This window comes from Litchfieldella xinjiangensis (assembly GCF_000759345.1).
In the GTDB taxonomy this organism is placed as follows: domain Bacteria; phylum Pseudomonadota; class Gammaproteobacteria; order Pseudomonadales; family Halomonadaceae; genus Litchfieldella_A; species Litchfieldella_A xinjiangensis.
Map to the genome: position 1 here is coordinate 704878 of NZ_JPZL01000002.1, position 26355 is coordinate 731232.

Sequence of the window (26355 nt, forward strand, 5' to 3'; positions counted from 1 at the left end):
AAGGGGGTAACGCATGGATGCGTTTACGTGGATCGATACCGTAGTGCTGGTGGTCTACGTGCTGCTGATCGCCTGGATCGGCTCGTGGGTCGGCAAGGGGCAGACGAGTACCCAGGACTACTTCCTGGGGGGACGCAGCATTCCCGGCTGGGCGATCGGCCTCTCGGTCATGGCGACCCAGGCCAGTGCCATCACGTTCATCGGCGCGCCGGGCTGGGGCTTCGAAGGAGGCCTGGAACGCCTGGTCACCTTCATCAACGTGCCGCTAGCCATGGCGGTGTTGATATTGCTGCTGGTGCCGGTGTTTCACCGCGCCGGCATCTACAGCATCTATGAATTGCTCGAACGGCGCTTCGGCCCGTCGACGCGAACACTGAGTGCCTTCCTGTTTCTGGTGGCGCGTGGTCTGGCCACCGGGGTGGTGCTCTATGCGCCCGCCCTGGTGCTGTCGGTGGTCACGGGCTGGGACGTCAACCTGACCATCATTCTGATGGCGGTGCTGGCGATCAGCTATACCGTCCTGGGGGGCATCAGTGCCGTGGTCTGGACCGACGTGATCCAGATGTTCGTGTTGTGGATGGGCGCGATCCTGAGCATGGTATTGCTGGTGACGAGCCTGCCGGGCGGCTGGGGCGATGTGTTCGATTACGGCCGGGCCAATGAGATGTTCAATGCACTGGATCTGTCGTTCAGCCCCACGGTCACCTACACGCTCTGGGCGGGGCTGTTCGGCGGGTTTTTCCTGCATGTGGCGTACTTCGGTACCGACCAGAGCCAGATCCAGCGCGTATTGACCAGTCCTTCGGTCCCCGATGCGCAACGTTCGCTTTTGATAGGCGGTTACCTGCTGGTGCCCCAGATGCTGCTCTTCCTGTTCATCGGCGTGATGCTGGGCGCCTACTATGAACAACAGGGCATGACCGCCCCCGACAATCTCAACGAGTTGTTCCCACGCTATGTGGTCAACACGTTCCCGCAGGGCGTCACGGGGCTGGTCATTGCCGGGGTCTTCGCGGCAGCCATGTCGAGCCTGGACTCCGCACTCAATTCGCTATCGGCGGTCACGGTGCGCGACTTCTACAGTCGCTATGTCAAGTCAGAGGCCAGTGAGTCGCACTATCTCAAGGTGTCGCGTCTGGCGACGGTCTTCTGGGGCATCTATGCCACGATATTCGCGTTCTTTGCGGGCAACCTCGGGCCGGTGATCGAGGCCGTCAATCAGATCGGCTCGTGGTTCTATGGGGCCCTGCTCGGGGTGTTCCTGCTGGCCATTCTCAACCATCGCGCCAACGCCCGTGGCGCGATGGCCGGGCTGATCGTAGGCATGCTGGCGGTATGGGCCGTGTCGGCCACTACCGAGATCTCCTGGCTGTACAACAATACCATTGGCGTCACGGTGTCGCTGGTGGTCGGATACCTCGTCAGCCTGACTGCGCCTGCGCCCCGTCGAGAACAGTTGAGCGATGTCATGATGGAGGAGACCGCCCCCGACATGCAGGCGATCCTCTCGAAACGTGCCGGCCAGGCGCAAGAGATCGGTGGTGAGGCCCGCCTGACACGGCAACGCTGCATCGGGCTGGTGGTGTGGTTCATCGTGTTGATGATCGGTCTTGCGGTGTTCCAGGGGTGGGCCAATGGCTAATTCCCTTGCCTTGGCCCGCCGGGTCGAGACCTCGCGAGCCATCGCCAAATTGCGGCGGTTGGGCGCGACGTCCTGCGAGCCGGCGTGGCTCAAGTTGTGGGGTTTCGGCCTGGCGCAGGCGGGGGACAGCGACCCGCTTGCCTGGCTTCTCACCGGGCAGGATCTGTCGCGTGCCCTGTTGCTGCCGGGAGGCGACTTCGCCGTTGGCGATGCTCTGTCGGCGGGCGAGGCAGTGTTCTCGGATGAGCTGCGACTCGATGACGAAATGTCACCGCAGCGCGATGACGTGGCCCGGCAATGGCTATGGGAGCGATTGGCGAAGCCCCGCTTGTGGCATACCCGGCTGATATTGGCTGAGCCTACCCCCGTATGGTTGCCTTTGTGGCTTGGCTATCGTCACGGGCGGCATCATCGGTTAGTCATCGTCAGTGGCATGTCAGGCGAGCCGCTGGTACGGCTCAAACCGGCGGTGTTGGCGGGTTTGGCCAAACGTCATGCCGAAGGCGAGGGCGCCGCCAGGCGTGCATAGAGGTCACCCGAGGCCAGACCGTCCGCACCGGCTTCGAGCCACTCCCTGACCTCGTCAGGCGTTCGCCACTGCGTCCAACGGAACTGGCGCGACTCTCCCTCGATCGTGTTGTAGCGATACTCGCCCAATGCCGCCAGGCGATCCACGCACGCCTGGCTCACTTCCAGCGAGCCGGAGACGAACTCGACCGAGAGCGCAGGCAGCGGCTGGCTCAGTCCCGCCAGCACCTCGGCCTCGAATCCTTCCACATCGATCTTGCAGAAGGCAGGCGAGCCGTAGCGGGCGATGAGTTCGTCGAGTGTGATCAAGCGAACGCGGATGCGTTCGTCCCAGGTGACATGCCGAAATCCCTCATTGCGCTCGCCGATATACTGACGCCAGTGCGTGGCCAGTGTCGAAACGGTAGGCGTGGCACGGCTGACGGCAAGCTCCGCGTGTCCGGGTTCGGCACCTGCCGCGTAGGGAAGCAGGATCACGCCCTGCCGCCAACCGACCAAGCGTTGCAGCCAGGCGTAGAGGTGGGGCTGCGGTTCCAGCGCCACCACCTGAGCGCCCAGCCCGGCAAAGGCTCCGCTGCGGTCGCCTAGATGCGCCCCGATATCGAACGCCACGTCCCCCGGTGCGAGGAACGTGGCGTAGAGGCGGCGCAAGCCACGCTGGCGCCCTGGGCGCCAATAAAGCCAGAGGGAGCGCGATAGGCCGAGCCCACGCGTGAGCCGCTCCCTGAAGGCGGTGTTCATCAGTCCTTCACGTAGGCCGTGTTTTTGCGACTGGCCGTAGTTTGCGTGGCGGGGTCGGGTTGCGGTTCGTGAGCCTCCGTATCGGGGGTTGCCGGACCCAGGGGACGCGCCTGAGCGGTGGGCTGCGGCGGGGGCTGCTGGGAGAAGGACTGGATCGGCATCTCGCCCGGCACCGGTGGGGGCGGCGGTTGTAGCTGAGCGGTCTCCTGCTCGAGAGACACTTCTTCGGCGAAGGTGCCCAGCGTTCTGAGTACACGCGTTGGCTGGACTTCCGAGGGGACCAGCAGCAGGCCGAGACGACGCAGGCGGTTGCCGTGGGTCAAGCTGCTGGTCATCTTCACCAGCGGGGCCGAAAGCAGCAGGCCGAACCACACGGGCGAAAGCCACCAGAAAAAAACCGGGGCCAATTGGTACGTGGCGATGGCCCACACCGCACCGAGCAACGTAGCGGCCCAGGTATGGCGAATGGCATCCCACCAAGGCACCGAGCGTCCTTCACGAACCTGCGCGTCCCAGCTCACCTTGCCACCGCTGAGGATGCTCAGGATGAAGAAGCTGTGGTAGACCATCATGATCGGGGCTATCAGTATCGCAATGACGATTTCGAAAACCGTGCTGGCGATCAGACAGCCTCGTCCGCCGAAGGCCTCGGGGCGTTGAATGAAGGCCAGCGTCGATCCCAGTATCTTGGGCAGTAGCAGTACCGCCGCCGTGCTGGCGATCAGTGGCATGATCAGATCCGGCGTGGCGATGGGCCAGTCGGGAAAGAGTTGGTAGCCGTCACTGAAGAACGTGTGGCGTCCCTGGGCCCGGCCGATGGCGTCGACCGTACTGACGATCAGCATCAGCGCCCACAGCAATGAGGTCATGAAGGCCAACGCGCCGAACAGGAAGTGGAAGCGGCTCATGCCGTGCAGTCCCTTGCCTGTCAGCAGACGCAGGTGTTGCATGTTGCCCTGGGTCCAGCGCCGGTCGCGCTTGGCGAATTCGAGGATATTGCTGGGTACTTCCTCGTAGCTCTCGTCGACACGCACTTCCAGGTGGGTTTCCCAGCCGGCCCGGCGAAGCAGGGCGGCTTCCACGAAGTCATGGCTAAGGATTTCGCCACCCAACGGGGGGTTGCCAGGAAGGTTGGGCAGGCCGCAACTGGCCATGAACGCCTGGGTGCGAATGATGGCGTTGTGTCCCCAGAAATTGGCGGTATCGCCCTGCCAAAAGCTCTGGCCAGTGGCCAGGAGGGGGCTGTGCAAGGCGGCGGCGAACTGGGTGAAGCGCCCGAACACGCTTTCCGAGCGTACCGGGATAGGGATGGTCTGAATCAACCCGACCTGGGGGTTTGCCTGCATGGACGCGACCAGGGTCACCAGCGTTTTCCCGCCCATGACACTGTCGGCATCGAGCACCACCATGTAGTCGTAGCGATTGCCCCACTGACGACAGAAGTCCGACAGGTTGCCGGCCTTGCGACCCTCGTTGCTCTCACGCCGCCGATAGTACACCTGCATGTCGGGGGCGAGCCGTCGCTGCAGGGCGGCGATCGCCGTGGCTTCCTCATCGGCGATCGTATCGTCACGGGTATCGCTGATCACGAAGACTTCGAAACCGTCGCCCCCCGGTTGCTCAAGCACAGAGCGGCAAGTGCTTTCCAAGCCATCCACGACCCGCTCGGGGTCTTCGTTATAGATGGGCATGACCAGTACCGTGCGGTGTTCGCCGGGGTGCTGGGCCGGGGCATCGGGGTCGAAGCGGACCAGGGTGGCCGGATCGCGTCGAATCAGCAGGAGCACGAAGCCGGCGATGGCTGTCCAGAAGGCGATCGTGATCCAGCCGAACGTGATCACGAACAGCCCCAGCACGATGCTCTGCAAGGTAGTGATGCCGTTGACCCGGAGGATTTCGAACATTGCCCAGCCACCCGCGGCGGTGCTGGAGAGCACCAGCAACGCGAATACCAGACGTCGCATGCCCAGCAAGGGCATGTGGGAAGGCTTAGCGGATCTCATTGGGATTCCAGACGTAATTCCAGGTTTCAGAAAGGGTCTCATTGCGCAATGTCAGGCCCATTCGCAGATCCACTGGTGTGTCATCTTCTGGGTGCAGGCGGAACGAGGCGCGCCAGGTCTTTCCATCCGGCAGGCGTTGAACCTGGATCTGCTCCGTTTCGCCATTGGAGGCCGTGACCCAAGCCTCGACGGGGTGACTCTCGTCGAGCGTGGCCAATGCATCTCCCTGGAAATCGACGACAAACTGACGATGGCTGCGGGGGGGCGGATCGCTCTGTCCAGGAATCGCAGCCCAGCCTTGACGCGTGCGTATCACATGCGCGAGTTCCTGGTTCGGCGGGTGCGCGTCGAACGTCGACATCCGGTAGCGGTAAGTGCGCTCTTCACCCGCTTCCAGCGAATCCTCAGGAACCCAGAACGAGACGATGTTGTCGTTGGTTTCGGAATCGCTGGGAATCTCGACCAGCTCTACGCTGCCGGCTCCCCAATCGCCCTGGGGGACGATCCAGTGGCTGGGACGCTTGTCGTAACGGGCCTCGAGATCGAGGTAGTTATCGAAATCGCGGTCCCGCTGCACGAGACCAAACCCGCGTGGATTCTCGCCCTGCAGGCGTGAAATGCTCAGGTTGCGGGGGTTGCTCAAGGGGCGCCACACCCACTCGTTGGCCTGATTCAGTACCAGTAGCCCTTCGGAGTCATGCACCTGCGGGCGGAAGTCATCGGCCTTGTAGGGACGCGCGTCGCCATGGAAGAACATGCTAGTGAGCGGGGCGATGCCGAGCTTCTCGACGGTTTCACGTGCGAACAGCCGGGCCTCGACATCGATCTTCACGTCGGCACCGGGATGCACGGTAAAACGATAGGCACCCGCCACCGACGGACTATCGAGAAGCGCCACGATCTGCATCTGGGTCGATTCCGGATCGGGCTTGAACAGCCAGAATTCGCGGAAGGCGGGAAACTCCTCGCCGCCCGGGGAGGCGGTATCGATGGCCAGGCCGCGTGCCGATAACCCATAGCCCTGCTGGCGGCCCACCATGCGGAAATACGATGCTCCCTGGAAGACCAAGAACTCGTCGTGGTACTCCTCGGTGTTCAAGGGGTAATGCAGCCGCAGCCCGGCATAGCCGGCCCCCGTGAGGTCATGCTCCGCGAGTGGGGCCGCTTCGTCATCGTAACGGAAGAACGCCTTCTGGAAGGGGAGGTGGCGGATCTCTCCGTCCTCGACCAGATTGATCTTGACCGGTGAATTGAACAGAAATCCGGGGTGGAACAACTGAACGGAATATAGATTGCCGTCATCGTTCCATAAGGCGCTTTCCCGATTGAAGCGAATCGAGCGATAGACATCGTAGTCGATATCGCGAAGTGGCTCGGGCAGGGTAATGGGGTTGTCCTCGTAGTCGGAGGCCGCCATTTCCCGGGCACGATCGGTCACGTCATCGAAGACCTGTGTGACGTTATCCTCGGCTTGACCCCATGCCATCGGAGCCAACATTACCATCGATAAGGCGAAGGCCAGTTGCCGCGCCTGTTTCATACTCTTCCTCCCTGATCTACCGTCTCCTGACGAATCGCAACATAACATGGGTCATCAACTAACAGGCGATACAAGGGTTGTACATTTCGCCAATACTAGTCCATGTTCGACTCATGAACTCGCTCACATCGTCCTTGCCATTCTTGCGCTGGCTGTGTGTCGGTACGCTGCTGAATGTAATACTGCTGGCGCCTGTCTGGTTGCGATTCGACGCGCTTTCCCTGCGCGACTTGGCCTTGGAGGCCTGGTTGATCGTTGCGGCGTTGGCACTTATGCCCCGCGGCAAATGGTATCGAATACTGTGTACGAGTGTAGTCGTTGTGGTGACATTTGCCTCGTTGATCGGGCTGGGCGACGCCCTGGTACATGAAGCGTTCGGGCGCTCGCTCAACCTCTACCTCGATCTCCCCCTGCTTGAATCGGTCTTTGACCTACTGGTCGGTAATCTAGGGCCGGTGTGGGCGTGGCTCGTGTCTCTGGCCGCCTTGCTGCTTCTCATCGGGCTCGGCGTGGGGATATACCTCGCCTTGCTATCGTTACCCCGTTACTCCCCCGGTTCCGTGCCGGGCGGTATAACTATTGGCCTGCTGGGCGCCGCTTGTCTCTATCTGTTGGCCGAGGCAACAGCCGGGCAGCGCTTGCTCACCCATGTACGTACTCCGGCCTGGGACACCCTGATGTTTCAGGGGGAGCAGGTCATCGACACCCACCGAACGAAGCGGGACTTCGCCCTTAGTCTGCAAGAGATGCCAGGGACGTTACAAGCCATGCCGGGCCTCGAAAGCAAGGATGTGTTCATTATTTTCATAGAGTCTTACGGTATGACGGCCCTGCAGGATAAACACTACGCCGAGGTCCTGGTCCCGCGATTGCGTGAACGGGAGGCGAGTCTGGCCGAGGCTGGGGTATCGATGATTTCCGGCAGTCTCGAGGCTCCGGTCCGGGGCGGTCAGTCCTGGCTTGCTCATGCCACGGCCCTGAGCGGGCGATGGATCGACAACCAGCTCCTGTACCGGCTGCTTCTCGATAGCGACTCGCCCACGCTGGTGGATGACTTCGGCGCCACCGGGCATACCACGCTGGCCGTGGTGCCGGCGATCACCCGAGCCTGGCCGGAAGGCGAGGCCTACGGGTTCGATCACATCCATGACGCGACGAACCTGAACTACGCCGGGCCGGCACTGAACTGGGTCACCATGCCCGATCAGTACACGCTGGATCATTTCCAGCGCACGCTTCGTCCTCGTCATGAGGGGCCGATCTTCGCGCAGATTGCCCTCATCAGTAGCCATGCACCCTGGACACCGATCCTGCCGATGCTCGACGACTGGGGGCGTATCGGGGATGGCCGCATTTTCGAGCGCTGGGCCACCGCGGGAGAGGCGCCCGAGGCACTGTGGCAGGACCCCGGGCGCGTCCGGGAGCATTATGCGCTCTCCGTGGACTACGCTGTGAATGTCGCGCTGCGCTGGGCCGAGGATGCCGTGGACGACAACACCTTGCTGGTCGTGCTCGGCGATCATCCACCGGCGCCTCTGATTACCGGTGACGTGGCGGGCGGAGCGGTTCCGGTGCATATCCTAAGCACCGATCCCGCGCGTCTCGAGCCGTTCATGGCCCATGGTTTCCGTCAGGGCGCCATTCCCGATAGCCTCGAGGATCCCCCCGGTATGGATCGTCTGCGTCACTGGTTCCATGATGCCTTCGGCCCCTCCGCCGAGCGATAGCCCTATTTGGAAGCGAAATGCCAGGACGCGAAATGCTAGGAGAGTTGACCGCATGCTGATTCCCATCGTGCTGGCGGGTGGAAGCGGCACACGACTATGGCCGCTTTCGCGGCGCGACCGCCCAAAGCAGTTTCAGGCGCTGGCCGGCGAGACCAGCCTGCTGCGCGAGACCCTGGCAAGGCTAGACGGTATCGAGGGTATCGCCGCGCCGATCGTGATCGGGCGTGAAGCCCATCGCTTTCTGCTTGCCGAACAGCTACGGGAAGCGGGCCTGACCGAGGCGACTCTGCTGCTCGAGCCGGAGGGGCGCGATACGGCACCGGCGATTGCCGCGGCAGCGCTGGTGGCCAGCCAGCAGGCCGACGACCCCGTACTGTTGGTCCTCCCTGCCGATCACCTGATGGTCGATACCGATGCCTTCCATGCCAGCGTGGCGAGAGCGGTAGCGCTCGCCGAGCAGGAACTCCTGGTCACGTTCGGTATCGTGCCGACCCAGCCTGAAACCGGTTATGGCTATCTCAAGCGCGGTGAGCCTGTTGGCGAGGGCTTCAGGGTCGAACGTTTCGTCGAAAAGCCCGATGCTGCCACTGCGCGCGACTACCTCGCGCATGGCGGTTATTTGTGGAATGGCGGCATGTTCGTGTTCCGGGCCACACGCTACCTGGCAGAGCTCGAGCGTTACCAGCCCGAGATACTCACGGCCTGTCGTGGGGCGGTTGACGGGGCAAGGCAGGATCTGGATTTTCTTCGTCTGGAAAGTGAGGCGTTCTGCGCCAGCCCCGCGATCTCCATCGATTATGCTGTGATGGAGCACACCGATGCAGCAGCACTGGTCACGTTGGAAAGCGGTTGGAGCGATATCGGCTCATGGGCCTCGTTATGGGAGAGTCTTCCCCACGATGCCGACGACAATGTGCTGCGCGGCGATGTCATTCTCGACGATAGCCGACGCAACCTCATTCATGCCGAATCACGGCTGGTGGCAACGCTCGGTGTTGAAGACCTGGTAATCGTGGAGACGGGCGATGCCGTGCTGGTCGCGCGGCGTGGGCACGCGCAATCCATCAAGCTGCTGGTGGCCAGGTTACAGTCCCAATCGCGGCCCGAAGCCGACAGCCACCCCTGCGTGCATCGCCCGTGGGGATACTACCAGAGCCTGGCCAACGGCCCGCGCTACCAGGTCAAGCGCTTGCATCTGTCTCCAGGGGCCCGAGTGTCTCGCCAGCTTCATCATCATCGGGCGGAACACTGGGTCGTCGTATGCGGTACGGCGCGGGTGAGTGTGGGCGAACGCAGCTTTCTGCTCGGCGAGAACGAGTCGACCTTCATCCCCATGGGCGAGGTCCATGTTCTGGAAAACCCAGGACTGATCGATCTCGAGGTGATCGAAGTCCAGTCGGGTGCCTATCTGGGCGAGGACGACATCATCCGACTGGACGATCCTTACGGGCGGGCCTGATCCTGCCTCATTGATCGAAGCTACTACAGCCAATTTACCACAGCCAACTCCCGGGGCGCGGCGGCGCCTGCTGGCGGCGCACCTCGCGTATGCCGATTGCACAGCGCACGATCAGCCATATCATCAATAGCGGCCACAACAGCACACCCACCGCGATGAGGCTGAGCACGAACGCGACGAACGAGTAGAGCAGCCCGATCCAGAAGGTGCGGATCAGGTAGCGATAATGCGCTTGTAGCCAGGGGGCGGCATCGCCGCGATAGACATAGGCGACGATCACACCGATCAATGTAGTGACGCTGCCGGTAAGCAGCCCGGCCAGGTAGAGCGCATAGACGATCTGCGGAACGCGGGTGTCCTGACTGGGTACGAGATACTGATTCATGATGTTCGCTCCGATGGATCGATCAATACAGGCGGTAACGGCGATGATTGGGGACGCCGGCGAGTTCCTCGGGCACCTTGCGGTAGCGCTTGTATTCCCACTGGTATTGGGCCGGATCGAGGGCGATGGCGGCTTCGACACAGGCGTTGACCCCGGTGGCCGAGCGTGTCTCGTCGCTATCGTAGACACGGTCGTCGGCGGCCAGGAAATGTAGGGCGAAGCCGTGCCCCTCGGGAAGACGGCGTGCCACGCCGGTGACGACACGGGCCTCGGTGCGCGCCACCAGCTTGGGTAACAGCGTGGCGGTATAGGCCTGGCGGGTATAGAACGGCGCGAACACGCCGCTGCCCCAGTCAGGCTCCTGGTCGGGCAGAATGCCGACCGCCTCACAGCGCTTCAGCGCCTTGAGCAGCGCTGCCACGCCACGCGCATTGGTGGGTACCAGGCTGGCACCCATGCGCTCGCGGCCATGGCGGATCACCGGCTCCAGGGCGTCCAGCTTGGGCGGCTCGTACATCGCCGTGAAGGGAAAGTGGCTCGAGAGCCAGAAATTGAGGACTTCCCAGTTGCCGAAATGGGGTGCCAGAACGATGACGCCGCGCCCCTCGGCGCGTGCCTCGTCGAGCAACTCGCGACCGTGGATCTCCTTGATGGCGGTCTCGACACGCTCGGGCCGCGCCATCCAGGCAAAACCCAGTTCCAGCATGGTCGCCGTGGAGTGCGTCAGGCTTTCGCGGGCCAGTTGCCGCCGCGCCTGGGATGAGCGCTGCGGGTAGACCTCATGCAGGTTGATCTCGGTGACCTCTCGCTCACGACGACTGAAGCGATGGACCAGCGGACCACCCAGCCGGGCCAGGCGCCATAGGGTGCTCAAGCGGCGGTTGGCCAGCGTTTGCCACAAGCGGGCGATCAGCCGCGATTGATAGGCGCTGGCGGTAGAACGGGGCTTACGGTTCATGCGGTCGAATCGTGGCTCGGGGCGTCGGAGTGGGTGAGGCGCGCCGGGCGGCAGATCTCCAGCAGATTGCCGTCGGGGTCGCGCAGGTAGAGTGATTCGATGGGGCCCTGGGCGCCATCACGGGGCACCGGCCCCAGGTCGATCGGCACCGAAAGAGCCTCCAGGTGCTGCTGTATTTCATCGAGGGGGCGCGCACTGCGAAAGCACAGGTCGAGGCTGCCGGCACTAGGGGTGGCGGCCCGGGGCGATACCGAATTGTCATCGAGGTGCAGGCGCAGGGCCACGTCGCCGAGCATCAGGTCGACACGCTCGGCATCCCGATAGCGCGTTTCGAGGCCCAGCACGCGGGTATAGAAATCCACGGCGCGTGGAATGTCGGTGACGGTGACGACCAGATGGTCGAGGCCTGACAGCATGGCATTCTCCTGAGGGTGCTCTCGCCACGTGAACACGGTAGGCTTGGCACGCGTTTTTTACGAGAGCCTACGATAGACGATGCTACCTGCCTTGTCCTGCCCGTTGTGCGCCGCTCACGATGTCAGCCACTATCATCGCGATGCGCGGCGAGACTATTACCAGTGCCTGGAATGCGCGCTGGTGTTCGTGCCGCCGGGCCAGCGACTCGATGCAGTCGATGAACGTGCCGTCTATGACCAGCACCAGAACTCGCCGGACGACATGGGCTATCGGCGTTTCCTGGGGCGCCTCTTGATCCCGCTGAAGGAGCGACTGGCGCCCGGTGCGCAGGGGTTCGATTTCGGCGCCGGCCCCGGCCCCACACTCTCGGTCATGTTCGAAGAGGCCGGCCACCCCATGGCCATCTACGACCCTTTCTATGCACCCGACCCGTCCGTGCTCGATCGCCACTACGATTTCATTACCGCCACCGAGGTCGCCGAGCATCTTCATGCGCCTGGACGCGACTTGGCGCGATTGGTCCAGCAGTTACGCAGCCGAGGCTGGCTGGGGTTGATGACCAAGCGGGTCGAATCCAGGCAGGCATTCGCGGCTTGGCATTACATCCTCGATCCTACCCATGTGTGCTTTTTCAGCGAAGCCACATTTCTATGGTTCGCCGCGCATCACGAACTGGATGCGACCTTTCCAAGCCCTGACGTGGTGTTGTTCCAGAAGCGGTTTTGAGCGCACTTCGATAACTTCCATTTATCCACTGATAAAACCAGGGCTTAGGTGGCGAAAGTTCTTTGCCTTTGTCTAATCTGGACGTATATTCGCCGCGCGTTTTTCCGACCTGCGCCAAACGTCTGGCGTCACTCGTGGCGGGCTTCGCCACACATCGTTATTCAAAAATTCAAGCGTGAGGCATTACATGTCGCGGCAGCTGCTGTCCATGGCGCTGGCACCGTTGTTGGGTCTTTTTATTCTCGGCATCGGTAACGGTTTTCTGGCCACCCTCATCACCCTGCGTCTCGATGCGGCGGGTGAGTCCGCCGTGGTCATCGGCTGGGTGTCGTCGGCCTACTTTATTGGCCTGGCATTGGGCGCCGTGTTCAACGATCGGTTACTGCTGCGCATCGGGCACATCCGTGCCTATGGCTGTTTTGCCTCGCTTGTGGCGGTCACGGTGCTGTTGCAAGGTCTGTGGCTCAACCCGGGGTCGTGGTTCGTGCTGCGCCTGGTCGGTGGCTGGGCGACCGTGGGGGTCTATCTGGTCATCGAAAGCTGGTTGCTGACCTCCGGCGATACCAAGGTACGCGGCCGGCTGCTGGCGCTGTACATGATCTCACTGTATGCCTCGGGGGTGGTGGGCCAGTTGCTGCTGGGGGTGACCGATGCCGCCGGTGAAACCGTACCGTTCATGGTCGTGGGGCTATTGGCCTCGCTGTCGGTGCTGCCGATGGCCTTGATTCCCCGCGTATCCCCGCTGATCGAGGCGGCCGAGCCGCTGTCACCGATGCGCCTGATCACCATGACCCCTACCGGCGTGATGGGCAGTTTCGGTTCCGGCCTGGCCGTGGCCGCGGTATATAGCTTGCTACCGCTCTACTTGCAGCGAATCGGCCTATCGGTGGGCCAGGTGGGGCAGATGATGGCGGTGGTGGTGCTGGGCGCCATGTTGTTGCAGTACCCCATCGGACGTTGGTCGGATCGTCATGATCGTCAGCTCGTGCTGATACTCATCGGTGCCTTCAGTACCGTGATCTGCCTGGGCATGCTGTTGTTGCCGTTGAGCGCCTGGGTCCTTGCCGGTTTACTGTTCCTGTTGGGCGGTGGCGTGTTTGCGATCTATCCGGTGGCGGTCAGCCATGCGGCCGACCGGGCACCGGCGGGGGCCTTGGTGCGTATGAGCCAAGGGCTGTTGCTGATCAATGCCATCGGCTCGACCTTGAGCCCACCCCTGATCACGCCCGTGATGGCGGTAGTGGGCGATGGCGGGCTGTTCTGGTCGTTGGCAGCAATGAGCGCATTCCTGGTGGCGTTCTTCTTCTGGCGACGCACCGTGCGTCCGGCGCCCATTCCTGTGGCCCCGTTCGCCCCGAATACGCCCATGAGTGCCGTGGGGGCCGAGCTCAGCGTGACCGAGGAACTGGTCCAGGGCGCCATCGAGCACGAGCACGTCGAGGATCTTTCCAATGTGGTGCCCGAAGTCGATGTGGCCGAGCCGTTAGCCGGTCCGCCTCGGGAGGATCAGGCACATATCGAGTACTTCGAAGAAGCCTCGGAATCGATCGAGGAGCGCCGGAGTGACCGCACGGGCGGCGAGGCGGAAGCCCGCACTCACTAAGGCGGCGTGCCCCGTTTGCGGAATTCAAACTTGCGTTTTATGGCTTTTCACATACATTCAAGTATGTAAATGACATACAAGTCATGGATAAACGCAAAGGGGCAATGGAATGCACCGATACTTGACGCATGCCGGGAAACTGGCTGTTTCTATTGGGCTCGTCATGGCCAGCACCGGCAGCCTTGCCGATGCCGGCGTCTTCACGTTCGAGAGTGAGAACGACAGCTACAACAGTAGCGACGACGACCACTACACCAGCGGTACCAACTTCACCTGGAGCTTCGTTCCCGAGCCGGATCATTGGGCGCAGCGCCTCGGTAATGTGTTACCCAATACGCTACTGTCGCGTGTCGATGGCGTCTCCTACCGATTGGAACACCGCATCTATACCCCGACCGACCTGCGAGAGCAGGACCTGATCGAGGACGACCGCCCCTACGCCGGGGTGACGATGCTGGGACTGTCGCTACATGAGACGCAGGAGTACGGCGGCTGGCGCCAGACCACCGATGTGGGATTGGATGTCGGTCTGGTAGGGCCGGGGTCCGGCGCCAAGTCGATTCAGCGGGAAGTGCATCGCGTCCTGCACAGTAGAATGCCGCGCGGCTGGGATAACCAGCTCGATAACGAACCGCTGGTGAACCTGGGACTGCGTCGCCAGTGGTGGCTCGGGCATCGCCTTGGCTCGCTGGAACTGGAACACGGCCCGCATGCCTCGGCAGCACTCGGCAACCTGTATACCTACGCCGGGGGCGGTTATGCCTTTCGGGTGGGCCAGTCACTCTCGCGCAGTAGTGGCATTCCCGTGACCTCGCCTGGGCACACCGGACGCGATTACTACGAGGCCGAGGGGCCCTTCAGTTGGTTCGTGTTCGCCTCACTCGAGGGTCGCTACATGGCGCATAACCTGCTGCTCGATGGCAACACCTGGACCGATAGTCATTCGGTCGATCGCCGTGAAGGTGTGGGTGACGCCTCGCTGGGCCTGGCCATGACCTGGGATCGCTGGAAGCTGTCGTTGACCAGCGTGTGGCGGACCAAGGAGTTCGAAGGCCAAGCGAGCCACGACAAGTTCGGTTCGCTGCGAGTCTCCCGCGCTTTTTGATCGCTGCACACGCCTGCTGACGTTCTCCTGGCCGATGCTATAGTTGTTGCAATGCAATAACTTGGCAGGCCAGGAGAACGTGATGAGCAAGCAAGCGATAGGCGTGGTGGGCGCCGGTACCATGGGGCAGGGCATCGCCCAGGTGCTGGTAGCAAGCGGTCGCGAAGCGCGACTCTACGATGTCAGCGCCGACCAGCTCGGCCGGGCGGAACAGAAGATCGCCAAGGGGCTCGACAAGCTGATCGAGAAAGGCAAGCTCGAGGCCGCGGTACGTGACGAAGCCATGGCCCGACTCACCAAGGTGAATGTGCTCGACGACCTGGCCCACTGCGAGGTGATCATTGAGGCTGCCCCCGAATCCCCCGAACTCAAGGAGCAACTGTTCCGCGATCTTTCGGCCCTGGGCGATGACATCATCCTGGCCTCGAATACCTCCTCCCTGTCACTGACCCGACTGGCTGCAGTAAGCCGACGCCCCGAGCGGGTGGTCGGCATGCATTTCTTCAATCCCGTACCGGTACTCAAGCTGGTCGAAGTGATCCGTGCCGAGCAGACCGCCGACGATACCGTCACCCGAATCGAGTCGCTGGCGAAGGAGCTTGGCAAGACCGCGGTGCCGATCGCCGACTCACCGGGCTTCGCGGTCAACCGCTTGCTGGTGCCTATGATCAATGAGGCGGCATTCCTGGTGCAGGAAGGCGCCGCTACCCCCGAGGCCATCGACGAAGCCATGAAGCTTGGCGCTGCCCACCCGATGGGGCCGCTGGCCTTGGCCGATCTGATCGGCCTGGATGTGTGTCTCTCGATCATGGAAGTACTGCAGGAGGGCTTCGGCGATCCCAAGTATCGTCCTTGTCCGCTGCTTAGACGCATGGTTGCGGCAGGGTACCTGGGTCGGAAAAGCGGCAGGGGCTTTTATCGCTACGAATGAGCTTACGAACACGATTGGGACAAGCACGACCAACAGGGGATTGCTGCCCAACCAAGCGTTCGCTAGGGTTTACGGTCATCAATAACAACCCCAACGCGTCGAGAAGGAAGCCGCCATGAGCGACAAGCTGATCGAAGTCCAGGAAGACACTGGTGTCGTGCGTCTGACCCTGAATCGTCCCAAGGCACTCAATGCCCTGAACACGGCCCTGTTGGCCGAGCTGGATAGTGTGCTGAATGACCTGGCCCAGCGGGATGACCTGCGGGCGGTACTGATCACCGGCGCAGGGGAGAAATCCTTTGTCGCGGGGGCCGATATCGCCGAGATGCGTGACAAGACGCCGGAGGACGCACGTCGCTTCGCGATGCAGGCGCTCACCACATTCAAGCGGCTTGAACGATTGCCGGTGCCGGTGGTTGCGCTAGTGAACGGCTTCTGCCTGGGCGGTGGTTGCGAACTGGCGCTGGCATGCGACTGGGCCGTGGCCAGTGACAACGCCCTCTTCGGTCAGCCCGAAGTCGGCTTGGGGGTCATACCCGGTTTCGGGGGTACGCAAAGACTTCCGCGTCGTGTTGGGCCGGCAATGGCGCTGGATCTCGTCACTACCGGACGCAAGATCGATGCCCAGGAAGCCCTGCGGGTCGGCCTGGTCAATCGCGTAGTGCCCCAGGCCGAGCTCGAGGCCGTGGCCGAGGAGCTCACCAAACAATTAGCCGCCAACGGCCCCCAGGCGGTGCGCTCCGCCAAGCAGGCGGTGCACGACGGCATGGACCAGGATCTCGAAAGTGCCTTGGCCTTGGAAACCAGTCTGTTCGCGCTGAGTTTCGCCGGTAGCGAACAGAAGGAGGGCATGGGCGCCTTCGTCGAAAAGCGCAAGCCTAACTTTTGAGTCCTTCCCCCGTTGGCTGGCGGCACGCTTCACGGGCAGCCCGTTGGGTTGCGCCCCGGGCGTAGCGGGGGCAGGCGCAGGATTCCGGTGGCGATCGCCGTGCCCAGCAGGGTGATCGCCATGCCGATCATCACCTGCAAACTCAAGACCTCGCCCAGCAGCAGGTAACCCCACACCAAGGCGCTGACCGGTACCAGAAATGTGACGGTCGACGTCGCCGTAGCGCCGGCGCTCGATATCAGCCCGAAGTAAAGCAGGAACGCCACCGTGGTGCTGAACACCGCCAACGCCAGACCGTTGGCCCAGGCCAGTCCGCTCACCGGTTCGCTAGGCCATAGCCATAGGCCGGGCACTAATAGGATCAGTGCCGACATGGCCGAGCTGCCTGCCGCCAATACCCGGATCGGCAAGTGGGCCAGGTGGGTCTTCGAGTAGTTGCTGGCGATGCCATAACAGAAGGTGGCGCCCAGTGCGGCCAGGATGAACCAGCCATCGCCCCCCAGGGCGAAATCAAGCCGATTGGCCGAGAGCACATACACGCCACAGAAGGCCAGAGCCAGCCCTACGTATTGCCGGCCTTGTATCGGTGTGGCGAAGAACAGTGCGCCGAGCAAGGCGGTGAAGATCGGCGTGGTGGCGTTGATCAACGAGGTGAAGCCGGCTTCGAGCCGCGTGGTGGCGAGGGCGAGCAGGCAGAACGGCAACACGTGGTTGACCAGCCCCAGCAGGAACAGCTTGCCTTTATGCTCCCACACCAGACGCAGGTAACGCAGGCTCAGCAGCAGCGGTACCAGCAGTAATGCGCCGACGCCCATGCGTACCAGCACCAGGGGGACAGGCCCGAACTCGGGCACCGCCACGCGCATGAATATGAATGACATACCCCACAGGGTGGAGAGCAGAATCAGGCGTAGCGTATCGGCGGGGGTCATTCGAATTCCCTGTCGAATGGAGGGGGAGGCAAGCAGATTACGTCGGGTGCCGTGTCTTGGGAAGCCGTCTCTGGGTAAGCAATGCAGGGCGCCCGCAGGTAGGCGAAATCGGCGAAGCCGTGTAGGCTTGCCCGCTTTCGTTTTCCTTCGCCGTAAAGGACCCGAGCATGAGCGACCTTCCCCCTTGCCCGAACTGCAGTTCCCCTTATACCTATGAAGATGCTGCCATGTTCGTGTGCCCCGAGTGCGGCCATGAGTGGGCGGAGCAGGTGGCTGACGATACGGGAAGCGACGAAGGCGGCATCCGCGATGCCCATGGCACCGTACTGGCCGATGGCGACAGCGTTACCGTGATCAAGGACCTGAAGGTCAAGGGCTCGTCATTGGTGGTGAAAGTGGGTACCAAGGTCAAGAACATTCGCCTGGTCGGCGGCGATCACGACATCGACTGCAAGATCGACGGTATCGGTGCCATGAAGCTCAAGTCCGAGTTCGTCAAGAAGGCCTAAGCGCCTGGCTCTGTGACTTCAGGCCGGCTGTTAGTGCCGGCACGCCGAGGATCGGCGATTATCCCGCAACGGGTGCCTGCAGCGTTTGGGGGAGGGATAACCTGTGCACACCCTCGCTCAAGCGCGCTTCAACGAAGTCGACCTCCAGGGGATCGGTATAATCCTGCGCCAATCGTTGGATAATGCGGTCAGCATGTCGTTGTATGGTCTCCAGTTCAGGTGGCTCTGCAAAATTCGATAGGGTCTTCAAGGCGCTGAGCAGCGATAGACATATGCTCAGGTCATCGCCGCCATAATGGAGGATAGGGTTGAAGACCCTGAACATTAAGCTCTCGAGCGCTTCTTCGTGCCAGGACACAAGACACTTTCCGTCTGAATCGACGATCATGTTGCTGGGCGTCATCGTGAGTCGTTGAGAAAATAATTCGGTAATCTGGTGAACGCACAGCCGCGCTGTGCCTGGGTCGTTGATGCCCGGTGATAAGGCCTTGATGGCCACCTCCATCAACTGTGTCAGGCCGTTGACATAATGATCCTCCGTTGATTCACCTTCCACATACTTTAGAGACGATTGGATCTCATCGAGGATCTCATTGCTGGGTGGCTCGCTAGATTCAATATGAATGATGGGAAAGTGCTTTACTACGAACACCCCAAAACTGAAGTTGAAGTGAATCGCGATATTCTTCTTTTTAGCCAGTTTGGCCAGCTTCTTGAGTTCCGCGCTTTGGATGTAGCCGCTGTAGCGCGAGAACACGGGGTGGCAACGGTACGGGTCAATAGTCTGGTGACCACAAATATAGGCGCTGTCTTCTTGTCTCCTTTTCAGCTTTTTCAAGGCTTGTCGTGTCGATTCAAGAAGGTCTTGTGTTATGGCATTTATCTGAACCGACTGTGACGCGGAATGTATAAAGAAAACGAAGAGCCCTAAGCTGTTGATGACCATGGCAGCGCCCAGGTAAACGGCTAAAGAGCGCCAAGTGTCAGGGGTGTCGCTTGCCGCTGGTACAAGAAGAAGGATCAAGATATACAAGATCGTGCCGAGGTAATGGCCCAGCACATGCTGATGCTTTTTCTCCGTCATCAGCCCGAACACGAGCTTGTTGGAGAAATTGCTTCCCGCTTGAGTCAGCACAGACATGACCATCGAGAAGCTGAATACGACCAGAGAGATCATTCCCGCGATAAGCGTCGACAATAAGGTCCGTGCCGTACCGGGTTGGTCAAAGCGTATGACGTTCAGTGCGTCTGGAAGCGAGGGAGGCTCGACCGAGACGGCGATCAAGCCCAGTATCACATAGGCCAGGATTATGATGCTGGTGAGATAAGCGATGCTGTTTCGAAAATTTATGATAAATCGAAGCGCCGAAGTCATGCTCATGGTAGACACTGCCTCCCCGGGCCGTCCTTGCTTAAATCACTTTCATGGCGCACGACGATCCAACGAGGCGTCATGAAGATCAGCTTCGAGACGTCTTTGGATGCGATTTACCTGGCGCTATCGGCATTGGCCCTCGCGGAGGCCATCTCTCTCATGGGCTATGGCCACCGCGAGGAGTGAGACCTTAAAGCTTCACGACCATCTTGCCGCGGTTAGCCCCTTCGAATAGCTGGAGGAACGCATCCGGCGTTTTCTCCAGGCCTTCGACGACGGTCTCTTCGTGCTCGATTTCGCCCTTGGCGACACGCGGACCGACCTCGTCGAGAAACTGCGCATAATGCTGCCAGTGATCGGCCACGATGAAGCCCTGCATGCGGGCTCGATGCATGATCAGCGCCGCCAGGTTGCTGGGCCCCGGGGCAGGCTGCGTCTCGTTGTAATGGGCGATCATGCCGCAAACGGCGATACGTGCATCGCGGCGCAGGCAATTGAGCGCCGCTTCCAGGCAAACGCCCCCGACGTTCTCGTAGTAGACGTCAAATCCCTCGGGGCAGGCGTCCTTGAGGTCGGCCGTGAGCTGTTGGGCCTCCTTGTCGCGGTAACTGACCGCCTTGATACCCATGGATTCCAGCCATTCGAGCTTCTCCTTGGCGCCGGCGATACCTACCACGGTGCCGCCCTTGGCCTTGGCGAGTTGCACCGCCAGTGAGCCCACGGCGCCACTGGCGGCACTGACCAGGACGTTGTCACCCTGTTGGAGCTCGGCCACCCGGTTGAGCCCTGCCCAGGCGGTCATGCCCGGCATACCCAGTACACCCAGATAGGCCTGGTCCGGCAGGTCGAGATTCGGCAAGGGCTGCACGGCCTTGTCGGGCAATTGCGCGATGTCTCGCCAGCCCCCCATGTGGCTTACCTTGTCGCCTTCCTTGAGCCGTTCGCTGCGTGACTCGATGACCTCGCCCACGGCGGCGCCTTCCATCGGCGCATTCAGCTCGAACGGATCGATATAGGTACGCTGGCCGCTCATCCGTCCGCGCATGTACGGATCGACGGAAAGCCAGGTGTTGCGTACGCGGACCTCTCCTTCACCGAGATCGGGAAGATCCTGTTCCTGCAACTGGAAGATATCGCGGCTGGGTGTGCCTTTCGGGTATTCGCTTATCGATATGAAGCGTGACTGCATTCCCGTCTCCTTTCACCTAGGTTTAAAAGTGCCTCACACAACGTAGCCCATGTCTGCAGGTCAAGCTGAGCGCAGCTTGACCCAGCTCAAGTTGGTAGCCGCACGACTATGGCCCAATGATCTTGCCTACTGCACAAGACTCTGCCGAGAGGCCCTGACGCTACGAGGAATCCGCCATGCCTGAGATGATGAAAGCCGCTATCTTCGTCGAACCCGGCCGCATCGAGATCGACGACAAGCCGATCCCCGAGATCGGCCCCAACGACACGCTGATTCGCATCACAACGACGACCATTTGCGGTACCGACGTTCACATTCTCAAGGGCGAGTACCCGGTCGAGAAGGGCTTGACCATCGGCCATGAGCCGGTCGGGATCATCGAGAAGCTGGGCGCCAATGTGCAGGGTTACCAGGAAGGCCAGCGGGTGATTGCCGGCGCGATCTGCCCGACCTTCACTTCGTATGCCTGCCAGGATGGCTGCTGCGCCCAGGATGGCGGCCATCACGCCCACGGCTACAAGCCCATGGGCGGCTGGCGCTTCGGCAATACCATCGACGGCGCCCAAGCCGAATACCTGCGGGTGCCCGACGCCCAGGCCAACCTCGCGCCGGTGCCCGATGGCCTGACCGACGAACAGGTGCTCATGTGCCCCGACATCATGTCCACCGGCTTCGCCGGGGCCGAGGCCGGGGGCATCAAGATTGGCGACAGCGTGGCAATCTTCGCTCAGGGCCCCATCGGGCTTAGCGCTACGGCCGGTGCCCGCCTGCGCGGGGCAGGGCTGATCATTGCCGTGGACGGAGTCGATGAGCGTCTGGCCATGGCCAAGCGCATGGGCGCCGACATCACCCTCGACTTTCGCAAGGTCGACGTGGTCTCGGAAATCCTCAAGCTCACCGGCGGGCGCGGGGTGGATGTCTCCATCGAGGCGTTGGGCCTGCAAAGCACCTTCGAATCCGCCCTGCGTGTGATCAAGCCCGGCGGCACACTCTCAAGTCTAGGGGTGTACTCCGAGAACCTGACCATCCCGCTCGATGCCTTCAGTGCCGGTCTGGGCGATCACCGTATTATCACGTCGCTATGCCCCGGCGGTAAGGAGCGCATGCGCCGCCTGATGCAGGTCATCGAAAGCGGTCGACTCGATCTTGGCCCGATGGTGACTCATCGCTACAAGCTCGAGGACATCGTCGACGCCTACGATCTGTTCTCGCACCAGCGCGACGGGGTGCTCAAGGTCGCTATTCAAGCAGGCTGAATGCGCGCTATGCACACGAGATAACAGGGGGCGCTGAAGGGCGCCCGCGTAGGAAAGGGTGATTGGGTCGATTGATTCGAGGGGTTATTAACTGGAAAAGAAGCCAATCCGCAAGCGAGCTTGGCCTGCCGACGCAATGATAGGTAAGTGGAAACAGTCTGCACGCTTAAGTAGGCCGAGGCAGCCAGGGCGTCACCGCCTTCCTCCACTATTACCGCCGCACTGGATGGTCAGGGCGTTGCGCTGATGAGCCAGCTATCGCCGCTGTGCGCGAATGGGTCATGGGGCTTCGCAGCGCATCTTCCCGAGAGAGTGCCTGTCGAAATCAATAGCTGGTACGCGTTGTTTCAGGCGTTGGCGGTTTTCGTCACTTATGGTTCATTCGCGCCATCACCGCTGCCGGTGAGAGGGGGTGGATTCAGGCAGCGGGGTTCTTTTCAAGATGCAGATAAAGAGGGTCGAAGTCGCCTGCCTGCTTGAGCTTCTCCCAGTCCGGAACGGTGATCTGTGTTCTGTTTGACTGAATCAAGCCATCGGAGCGAAGCGCCTGGAGAACACGGTTCATGTGAACCAAGCTCATGCCGGTCGCATCTGCCAGCTCGGACTGGGTGACCGGCAGCTCGAATGTATCATTGTCCGCCAGTCCTACCGCGTTTAGCCGCATCCGAAACTCGCAGATTAAATGGGCTACGCGGGTGTAAGACTCGCGTTGACCGTTATTCAATAACCATTCCCTGAAGATCGACGCGTCAATCAGCGTCTCGCGCCAGAAGGCGGCGGTAAGGCGGGGATAGCGTTCGCATAGTTGGCGTAAATCGTCATGTTGGATAAACCCGACCATACAGGCACTGACCGGGGCAATACTGTGGTCAAGCACCTTGAGATGAAGACTCTGCAAATCCGGAATATCGCCTGGAACGTGCAGGGCCATTATCTGGCGTTCGCCCTCGGAAGTTAACTTGTAGACGCAGGTGAAGCCTTCAAGGATCAAGCAGCAGTGGGCGGGACGGTCGCCGATTCGCACGATGTCCTGGCCGGCCTTGAGGGCGACAACCTCGATTGGCAACCCGAGTAGTGCCTTTTGCTCCTCGTCGGTGAGGGAAAAAATGCTGGCCAGCTTGCGAATCATCAAGGTGTGGGGTGGTAGAGAATCCGCGGTCATAGGAGGGCTCCAAGTTCGGTGGGGCAGGAATGAAGCCCATCGCCACAGTGTCTCAGCACATCTGACCTGAACCATTTCCTTTATTGCGGCTAATTATGATGCATCGCCTCATGTCTGGCCAGACGAGGTGATGCGACACTATATAGCAAAGCTCCTTGTAAATTTAGTCATACTCAACCTCTTGCATAACGAGTCGGAGCGGTGATCCATTTGCTCTTACGCGTTCGCTAGTGGCGCATGCAGGGATTCGCATAAGATAAAGAGCCTGGCTGACTTCGATCATGTAGCCTATATATTCACGTCGTGCTCACCAGGACGAACCTAATGCATACCATTGGTCTTCTCGGCGGAATGAGTTGGGAGTCTACTCAAAGCTACTATCGCGCTCTCAATGAGGGCATCAAGGCGGCCTTGGGTGGGCTGCATTCGGCCAAGGTAGCCATGGTCAGTGTCGATTTCGCCGAGATCGAGACGCTGCAGCACCAGGGGCAGTGGGAGGAAACGGGGGAGTTGCTAGCCGCGGCAGCCGGCCAGGTGCAGGCGGCCGGTGCGGATTTCCTGCTGATCGCCACTAACACCATGCACAAGGTGGCGCCCCAGATCGAACGGGCCATCGATATCCCGCTTTTGCACATTGCCGATGCCACTGCCGAGAAACTGGTAGCCGACAATATCACGCGGGTGGGTCTGCTGGGCACGCGTTTCACCATGGAGCAGGCCTTCTACAAGGACCGGTTGAGCGAGCGCTTCGGCATTGAGGTGGTGATTCCCGATGCAATGCAACGAGACACCGTGCATCGCGTCATCTATGAGGAACTTTGTCTGGGGCGGATCGAGTCTGCGTCACGTGATGCCTATCTCGATATCATCGTGTCGCTGCGAGAGCAGGGTGCCCAGGCAGTCATCTTGGGTTGTACAGAGATCGCGTTGTTGGTGAGCCAGGCCGATACCGACATGCCACTTTACGATACGGCGGCGATCCATGCCGCACGCGCCGTAGAATGGGCGCTGGCGGCGACTATTCCACCCGGCACGCATGGCAAGTAAGCGACGGCATCGTTTCCTGGGTCACGCTAACGCTGCTCAATTGCTTGCCACAGTAAGCACGGTTATCCGTGCTGGAGCGGGGGGTTGACTGTTACATAATTGTCAGGGCGAGCGCTTAGACTGGTGATACCATCGTCGTGTCCCGCCGTGACGAGAATACCGCTATGCCCGCCCTCGACCTCCGCGTTTCACGCCGCCGCAATGCGTTGCTGGCGCTGCTTTGGGTTGCGCTTCCCGTCGCTATTCTATTTTTGGTTTTGAATATTTCGCTCAAGGCTCCCTGGCTCGCAGTGTTCAATGGTCTGGCGCTGCTAGTGTCGTTGGGCCTTCTCGTGGCGTTGCGCCGCGGTGCACCGTTACACCTTGCTGCGGTGGGGTTCCTGATGGTGTTTTATCTCAATATCGCCGCCACCATGGCGAGGCCGGATATACACCCGGGGGTGACTTCATGGCTTCCGGTGATACCGGTACTGGCGTACCTGTTGCTAGCGGTCCGTTGTGCGTTTCCCTTGGCATTGGGGGCCGTAACGGTCACGTTAATGGCTTATTTTGCCGGTTCTGAATTGGCTCCCTACCGCTGGAATCCGTTGCTGATCGTGCATGTGGTCACACCCATGTTGGGTGTCTTCATCGTCTGCCATTTCTATTCGCGCAGCCAGCATGCACTCACCATCACGCTGCTCGAACGCGCCCTGCGCGATCCGCTGACGGGGCTGTGGAATCGCGCCAAGCTGGAACGCGAGTTCGATCGAGAGCAACGGCGTGCGACACGCAGTGGCAGGCCGCTGTCATTACTGCTGATCGATCTCGATCATTTCAAGCGGATCAATGACTGCTTCGGTCATGCTGCCGGCGATGCGGTATTGATGGCCTTCGCGAGGCTGCTTCGAGAGCGTACCCGTGAAACGGATCTGCATTGCCGGATAGGCGGTGAAGAGTTCGCTACCTTGTTGCCCGATACCGACGTGAAAGGTGCGGCTGTCATTGCCGAACACCTGCGTCAGGCCCTGGCGCTGGAGGGGGTTATCTACCAGGGGGAGCGAATCCATGTGACGTTGAGCGCGGGTGCCGTGGAGCTAGGCCGCGACGGCGATACGTGGTCGGCACTGTTTCGCACGGCAGACGCCAGGCTTTATGCCTGCAAGGAGCGCGGGCGCAACTGTGTTCTATGGGAGGAAACCATGGCCACTCCCTGGCCTGTCGCATCGTGATTTCATGATGCAGCCCCTTCTGTAGCCACTATGCTATTGGCATCGACACAGGAGGTATCATGGCTGATCGCATTCTGCTAGTTCTCAACGGGGGCGGCGCGCTAGGGGCTTATCAGTGTGGGGCCTACAAGGCGCTGGTCAGGCATCTGTCGCCGGAGTCACTGCGTTCCATGGTCGTGGTGGGAGCGTCGATCGGTGCGGTGAATGGCTATCTCATCGCCGCCCATCATCAAGACCCCGATGGTGGTGTCGAGGCGTTGGAACGCTTCTGGCGCAACGTGACAATGCCCTCCATTCCCTTCAACCCGCTTCCCGTGCCTTACGCGGCACGCTTGAATGCGACCCTTACGGGATTGACCCTCGGCAACCCGGCCATATTCCAGGCGGTGCCGGGGGGTGCCCTGGGCGGGATGTTCCGTTATCCCGAGATGGCCGGCTTCGATAACGCGACCCTGGCCCGAACCGTGAAGACCCATGCCCCGGCGCGTGTGGCAAGACGCGAATCGGGGCCTCGCCTGATGATCCGCGCCATCGATATCGAGGCCGCCGAGCCGGCCTGGTTCGATAGTCAGCATGAGGACATCGAACTATCGATGCTCGGTGCCAGTAGTGCGATCCCTCTGCTGTTCAAGCCAGGCGAACATGCGGGGCGGACCTATTGGGATGGCGATGTATGGCACCAGGGGTTGCTGCCCCCCGCCCTGGATCGGATGAAAGGCGATGGCGATGGGGATCGTTTCCATGTGATCACGATGGAGTTGTTTACCCGCACGCCGGGCACCCAACCGGTGGGCTTTGGCGGGAATCTGGATCACTTTCGGCGCATGTTCCTGGGGGCGCGTAGTGACGAGGACGCAGCCAAGGCCCAGGCGACGCACCCCGAGCTCCGCCTGACACGCATCCAGCGACATCCTCACCCCAACGAGCGGGTCTCATTGTGGTTGATGGACTGGTCCGCGGGACGTCTCCAATATCTGATCGAGCAAGGGGAAGCGGATGCCGAGCGGGCGTTGGCGTGAC

Annotated in this window: 24 protein-coding genes; 14 read left to right on the forward strand and 10 right to left on the reverse strand. The window is 61.2% G+C overall.

The window, feature by feature from the left end; translation table 11 throughout:
- Nucleotides 1–13 precede the first annotated feature (13 nt).
- Both JH15_RS10615 and JH15_RS10620 read left to right on the forward strand, forming a co-directional pair.
- Nucleotides 14–1642: a sodium:solute symporter family protein gene (locus JH15_RS10615; RefSeq protein WP_043530049.1), complete on the forward strand. Its 1629-nt coding sequence runs from the start codon at nt 14–16 to the stop codon at nt 1640–1642.
- Complete coding sequence (locus JH15_RS10620; protein WP_043530051.1) at nt 1635–2171, forward strand: hypothetical protein; 537 nt, start codon at nt 1635–1637, stop codon at nt 2169–2171. Before JH15_RS10615 ends, JH15_RS10620 begins: the two co-directional genes overlap by 8 nt.
- Here the strand turns inward: JH15_RS10620 and JH15_RS10625 are convergent.
- Genes JH15_RS10625 through JH15_RS10635 form a run of 3 tightly spaced genes read right to left on the reverse strand, consistent with a single transcriptional unit; the run spans nt 2135 to nt 6454 of the window.
- Nucleotides 2135–2911, reverse strand: a complete 777-nt coding sequence (locus JH15_RS10625) for an FkbM family methyltransferase (RefSeq protein ID WP_043530053.1) — start codon at nt 2909–2911, stop codon at nt 2135–2137. The two genes, JH15_RS10620 and JH15_RS10625, sit on opposite strands and share 37 nt — an antisense overlap.
- Nucleotides 2911–4914 carry a glucans biosynthesis glucosyltransferase MdoH gene (gene mdoH, locus JH15_RS10630; protein ID WP_197053304.1) on the reverse strand — a complete coding sequence of 668 codons (2004 nt, stop codon included), beginning with the start codon at nt 4912–4914 and terminating at the stop codon, nt 2911–2913. Before mdoH ends, JH15_RS10625 begins: the two co-directional genes overlap by 1 nt.
- A complete protein-coding gene (locus JH15_RS10635) occupies nt 4901–6454 on the reverse strand; it encodes an OpgD/OpgG family glucan biosynthesis protein (RefSeq protein WP_043530055.1) in 1554 nt (517 codons plus the stop codon). The genes mdoH and JH15_RS10635 overlap by 14 nt, the downstream gene beginning before the upstream one ends.
- Nucleotides 6455–6567: 113 nt before the next feature.
- On the opposite strand from JH15_RS10635, the gene JH15_RS10640 reads away from it, so the two are divergent.
- Nucleotides 6568–8181, forward strand: a complete 1614-nt coding sequence (locus JH15_RS10640) for a sulfatase-like hydrolase/transferase (protein ID WP_052384040.1) — start codon at nt 6568–6570, stop codon at nt 8179–8181.
- A 52-nt stretch (nt 8182–8233) separates the two neighbouring features.
- Nucleotides 8234–9640, forward strand: a complete 1407-nt coding sequence (locus JH15_RS10645) for a mannose-1-phosphate guanylyltransferase/mannose-6-phosphate isomerase (RefSeq protein ID WP_043530056.1) — start codon at nt 8234–8236, stop codon at nt 9638–9640.
- Nucleotides 9641–9674: 34 nt separating this feature from the next.
- On the opposite strand, the gene JH15_RS10650 is transcribed toward JH15_RS10645, so the two are convergent.
- From JH15_RS10650 to JH15_RS10660, 3 genes are read right to left on the reverse strand one after another with little or no spacing between them, the layout of a single operon-like run.
- On the reverse strand, nt 9675–10025 hold the full coding sequence (locus JH15_RS10650) for a DUF4870 family protein (RefSeq protein ID WP_043530057.1): 351 nt from the start codon (nt 10023–10025) through the stop codon (nt 9675–9677).
- A 22-nt stretch (nt 10026–10047) separates the two neighbouring features.
- Nucleotides 10048–10983, reverse strand: a complete 936-nt coding sequence (locus JH15_RS10655; RefSeq protein ID WP_043530058.1) for a lysophospholipid acyltransferase family protein — start codon at nt 10981–10983, stop codon at nt 10048–10050.
- A complete protein-coding gene (locus JH15_RS10660) occupies nt 10980–11399 on the reverse strand; it encodes a glyoxalase/bleomycin resistance/extradiol dioxygenase family protein (RefSeq protein WP_052384041.1) in 420 nt (139 codons plus the stop codon). Before JH15_RS10660 ends, JH15_RS10655 begins: the two co-directional genes overlap by 4 nt.
- 79 nt (nt 11400–11478) lie before the next feature.
- Here JH15_RS10660 and JH15_RS10665 point away from each other — a divergent pair, with 79 nt between their 5' ends.
- From JH15_RS10665 to JH15_RS10685, 5 genes are all read left to right on the forward strand, one after another.
- Entirely contained in the window at nt 11479–12126 is a 648-nt protein-coding gene (locus tag JH15_RS10665) for a class I SAM-dependent methyltransferase (RefSeq protein ID WP_043530060.1), read from the forward strand.
- A 187-nt stretch (nt 12127–12313) separates the two neighbouring features.
- Complete coding sequence (locus JH15_RS10670; protein WP_052384042.1) at nt 12314–13729, forward strand: MFS transporter; 1416 nt, start codon at nt 12314–12316, stop codon at nt 13727–13729.
- A 109-nt stretch (nt 13730–13838) separates the two neighbouring features.
- The gene (locus tag JH15_RS10675) at nt 13839–14834 is read left to right on the forward strand and encodes a lipid A deacylase LpxR family protein (RefSeq protein ID WP_197053305.1); all 996 of its coding nucleotides are present in this window, start codon (nt 13839–13841) and stop codon (nt 14832–14834) included.
- Nucleotides 14835–14916: 82 nt separating this feature from the next.
- On the forward strand, nt 14917–15765 hold the full coding sequence (locus JH15_RS10680) for a 3-hydroxyacyl-CoA dehydrogenase NAD-binding domain-containing protein (protein WP_043530062.1): 849 nt from the start codon (nt 14917–14919) through the stop codon (nt 15763–15765).
- A gap of 115 nt (nt 15766–15880) precedes the next feature.
- Nucleotides 15881–16654 (forward strand): enoyl-CoA hydratase-related protein, encoded by a 774-nt coding sequence (locus tag JH15_RS10685; RefSeq protein ID WP_043530064.1) that lies wholly within the window; start codon nt 15881–15883, stop codon nt 16652–16654.
- A gap of 29 nt (nt 16655–16683) precedes the next feature.
- Here JH15_RS10685 and JH15_RS10690 read toward each other — a convergent pair whose 3' ends face one another.
- Nucleotides 16684–17586 carry a DMT family transporter gene (locus JH15_RS10690; RefSeq protein WP_043530066.1) on the reverse strand — a complete coding sequence of 301 codons (903 nt, stop codon included), beginning with the start codon at nt 17584–17586 and terminating at the stop codon, nt 16684–16686.
- Nucleotides 17587–17753: 167 nt separating this feature from the next.
- On the opposite strand from JH15_RS10690, the gene JH15_RS10695 reads away from it, so the two are divergent.
- On the forward strand, nt 17754–18095 hold the full coding sequence (locus JH15_RS10695; RefSeq protein WP_043530068.1) for a zinc ribbon domain-containing protein YjdM: 342 nt from the start codon (nt 17754–17756) through the stop codon (nt 18093–18095).
- A 58-nt stretch (nt 18096–18153) separates the two neighbouring features.
- On the opposite strand, the gene JH15_RS10700 is transcribed toward JH15_RS10695, so the two are convergent.
- Nucleotides 18154–19476 (reverse strand): DUF2254 domain-containing protein, encoded by a 1323-nt coding sequence (locus JH15_RS10700; RefSeq protein ID WP_043530069.1) that lies wholly within the window; start codon nt 19474–19476, stop codon nt 18154–18156.
- A 184-nt stretch (nt 19477–19660) separates the two neighbouring features.
- On the reverse strand, nt 19661–20659 hold the full coding sequence (locus tag JH15_RS10705; RefSeq protein ID WP_043530071.1) for an NADP-dependent oxidoreductase: 999 nt from the start codon (nt 20657–20659) through the stop codon (nt 19661–19663).
- A 176-nt stretch (nt 20660–20835) separates the two neighbouring features.
- On the opposite strand from JH15_RS10705, the gene JH15_RS10710 reads away from it, so the two are divergent.
- Complete coding sequence (locus JH15_RS10710) at nt 20836–21915, forward strand: zinc-binding dehydrogenase (RefSeq protein WP_043530073.1); 1080 nt, start codon at nt 20836–20838, stop codon at nt 21913–21915.
- A gap of 418 nt (nt 21916–22333) precedes the next feature.
- Here the strand turns inward: JH15_RS10710 and JH15_RS10715 are convergent, their stop codons facing one another.
- On the reverse strand, nt 22334–23077 hold the full coding sequence (locus JH15_RS10715) for a Crp/Fnr family transcriptional regulator (protein WP_043530075.1): 744 nt from the start codon (nt 23075–23077) through the stop codon (nt 22334–22336).
- A gap of 324 nt (nt 23078–23401) precedes the next feature.
- On the opposite strand from JH15_RS10715, the gene JH15_RS10720 reads away from it, so the two are divergent.
- The 3 genes from JH15_RS10720 (at nt 23402) to JH15_RS10730 (ending at nt 26354) form a co-directional block, all read left to right on the forward strand.
- Nucleotides 23402–24124, forward strand: coding sequence for an aspartate/glutamate racemase family protein (locus JH15_RS10720; protein WP_043530077.1), 723 nt, complete (start codon nt 23402–23404; stop codon nt 24122–24124).
- A 164-nt stretch (nt 24125–24288) separates the two neighbouring features.
- A complete protein-coding gene (locus JH15_RS10725) occupies nt 24289–25335 on the forward strand; it encodes a GGDEF domain-containing protein (protein ID WP_043530078.1) in 1047 nt (348 codons plus the stop codon).
- Nucleotides 25336–25394: 59 nt separating this feature from the next.
- The gene (locus JH15_RS10730; protein WP_043530080.1) at nt 25395–26354 is read left to right on the forward strand and encodes a patatin-like phospholipase family protein; all 960 of its coding nucleotides are present in this window, start codon (nt 25395–25397) and stop codon (nt 26352–26354) included.
- Nucleotide 26355 lies beyond the last annotated feature (1 nt).

What these genes read in the sequence shown, in the direction of transcription:
- JH15_RS10615 (WP_043530049.1), top strand. Translation starts at nt 14, where the DNA reads ATGGATGCGTTTACGTGGATCGATACCGTAGTGCTGGTGGTCTACGTG.
- JH15_RS10620 (WP_043530051.1), top strand. Translation starts at nt 1,635, where the DNA reads ATGGCTAATTCCCTTGCCTTGGCCCGCCGGGTCGAGACCTCGCGAGCC.
- JH15_RS10625 (WP_043530053.1), bottom strand. Translation starts at nt 2,911, where the DNA reads ATGAACACCGCCTTCAGGGAGCGGCTCACGCGTGGGCTCGGCCTATCG.
- mdoH (WP_197053304.1), bottom strand. Translation starts at nt 4,914, where the DNA reads ATGAGATCCGCTAAGCCTTCCCACATGCCCTTGCTGGGCATGCGACGT.
- JH15_RS10635 (WP_043530055.1), bottom strand. Translation starts at nt 6,454, where the DNA reads ATGAAACAGGCGCGGCAACTGGCCTTCGCCTTATCGATGGTAATGTTG.
- JH15_RS10640 (WP_052384040.1), top strand. Translation starts at nt 6,568, where the DNA reads ATGAACTCGCTCACATCGTCCTTGCCATTCTTGCGCTGGCTGTGTGTC.
- JH15_RS10645 (WP_043530056.1), top strand. Translation starts at nt 8,234, where the DNA reads ATGCTGATTCCCATCGTGCTGGCGGGTGGAAGCGGCACACGACTATGG.
- JH15_RS10650 (WP_043530057.1), bottom strand. Translation starts at nt 10,025, where the DNA reads ATGAATCAGTATCTCGTACCCAGTCAGGACACCCGCGTTCCGCAGATC.
- JH15_RS10655 (WP_043530058.1), bottom strand. Translation starts at nt 10,983, where the DNA reads ATGAACCGTAAGCCCCGTTCTACCGCCAGCGCCTATCAATCGCGGCTG.
- JH15_RS10660 (WP_052384041.1), bottom strand. Translation starts at nt 11,399, where the DNA reads ATGCTGTCAGGCCTCGACCATCTGGTCGTCACCGTCACCGACATTCCA.
- JH15_RS10665 (WP_043530060.1), top strand. Translation starts at nt 11,479, where the DNA reads ATGCTACCTGCCTTGTCCTGCCCGTTGTGCGCCGCTCACGATGTCAGC.
- JH15_RS10670 (WP_052384042.1), top strand. Translation starts at nt 12,314, where the DNA reads ATGTCGCGGCAGCTGCTGTCCATGGCGCTGGCACCGTTGTTGGGTCTT.
- JH15_RS10675 (WP_197053305.1), top strand. Translation starts at nt 13,839, where the DNA reads ATGCACCGATACTTGACGCATGCCGGGAAACTGGCTGTTTCTATTGGG.
- JH15_RS10680 (WP_043530062.1), top strand. Translation starts at nt 14,917, where the DNA reads ATGAGCAAGCAAGCGATAGGCGTGGTGGGCGCCGGTACCATGGGGCAG.
- JH15_RS10685 (WP_043530064.1), top strand. Translation starts at nt 15,881, where the DNA reads ATGAGCGACAAGCTGATCGAAGTCCAGGAAGACACTGGTGTCGTGCGT.
- JH15_RS10690 (WP_043530066.1), bottom strand. Translation starts at nt 17,586, where the DNA reads ATGACCCCCGCCGATACGCTACGCCTGATTCTGCTCTCCACCCTGTGG.
- JH15_RS10695 (WP_043530068.1), top strand. Translation starts at nt 17,754, where the DNA reads ATGAGCGACCTTCCCCCTTGCCCGAACTGCAGTTCCCCTTATACCTAT.
- JH15_RS10700 (WP_043530069.1), bottom strand. Translation starts at nt 19,476, where the DNA reads ATGAGCATGACTTCGGCGCTTCGATTTATCATAAATTTTCGAAACAGC.
- JH15_RS10705 (WP_043530071.1), bottom strand. Translation starts at nt 20,659, where the DNA reads ATGCAGTCACGCTTCATATCGATAAGCGAATACCCGAAAGGCACACCC.
- JH15_RS10710 (WP_043530073.1), top strand. Translation starts at nt 20,836, where the DNA reads ATGCCTGAGATGATGAAAGCCGCTATCTTCGTCGAACCCGGCCGCATC.
- JH15_RS10715 (WP_043530075.1), bottom strand. Translation starts at nt 23,077, where the DNA reads ATGACCGCGGATTCTCTACCACCCCACACCTTGATGATTCGCAAGCTG.
- JH15_RS10720 (WP_043530077.1), top strand. Translation starts at nt 23,402, where the DNA reads ATGCATACCATTGGTCTTCTCGGCGGAATGAGTTGGGAGTCTACTCAA.
- JH15_RS10725 (WP_043530078.1), top strand. Translation starts at nt 24,289, where the DNA reads ATGCCCGCCCTCGACCTCCGCGTTTCACGCCGCCGCAATGCGTTGCTG.
- JH15_RS10730 (WP_043530080.1), top strand. Translation starts at nt 25,395, where the DNA reads ATGGCTGATCGCATTCTGCTAGTTCTCAACGGGGGCGGCGCGCTAGGG.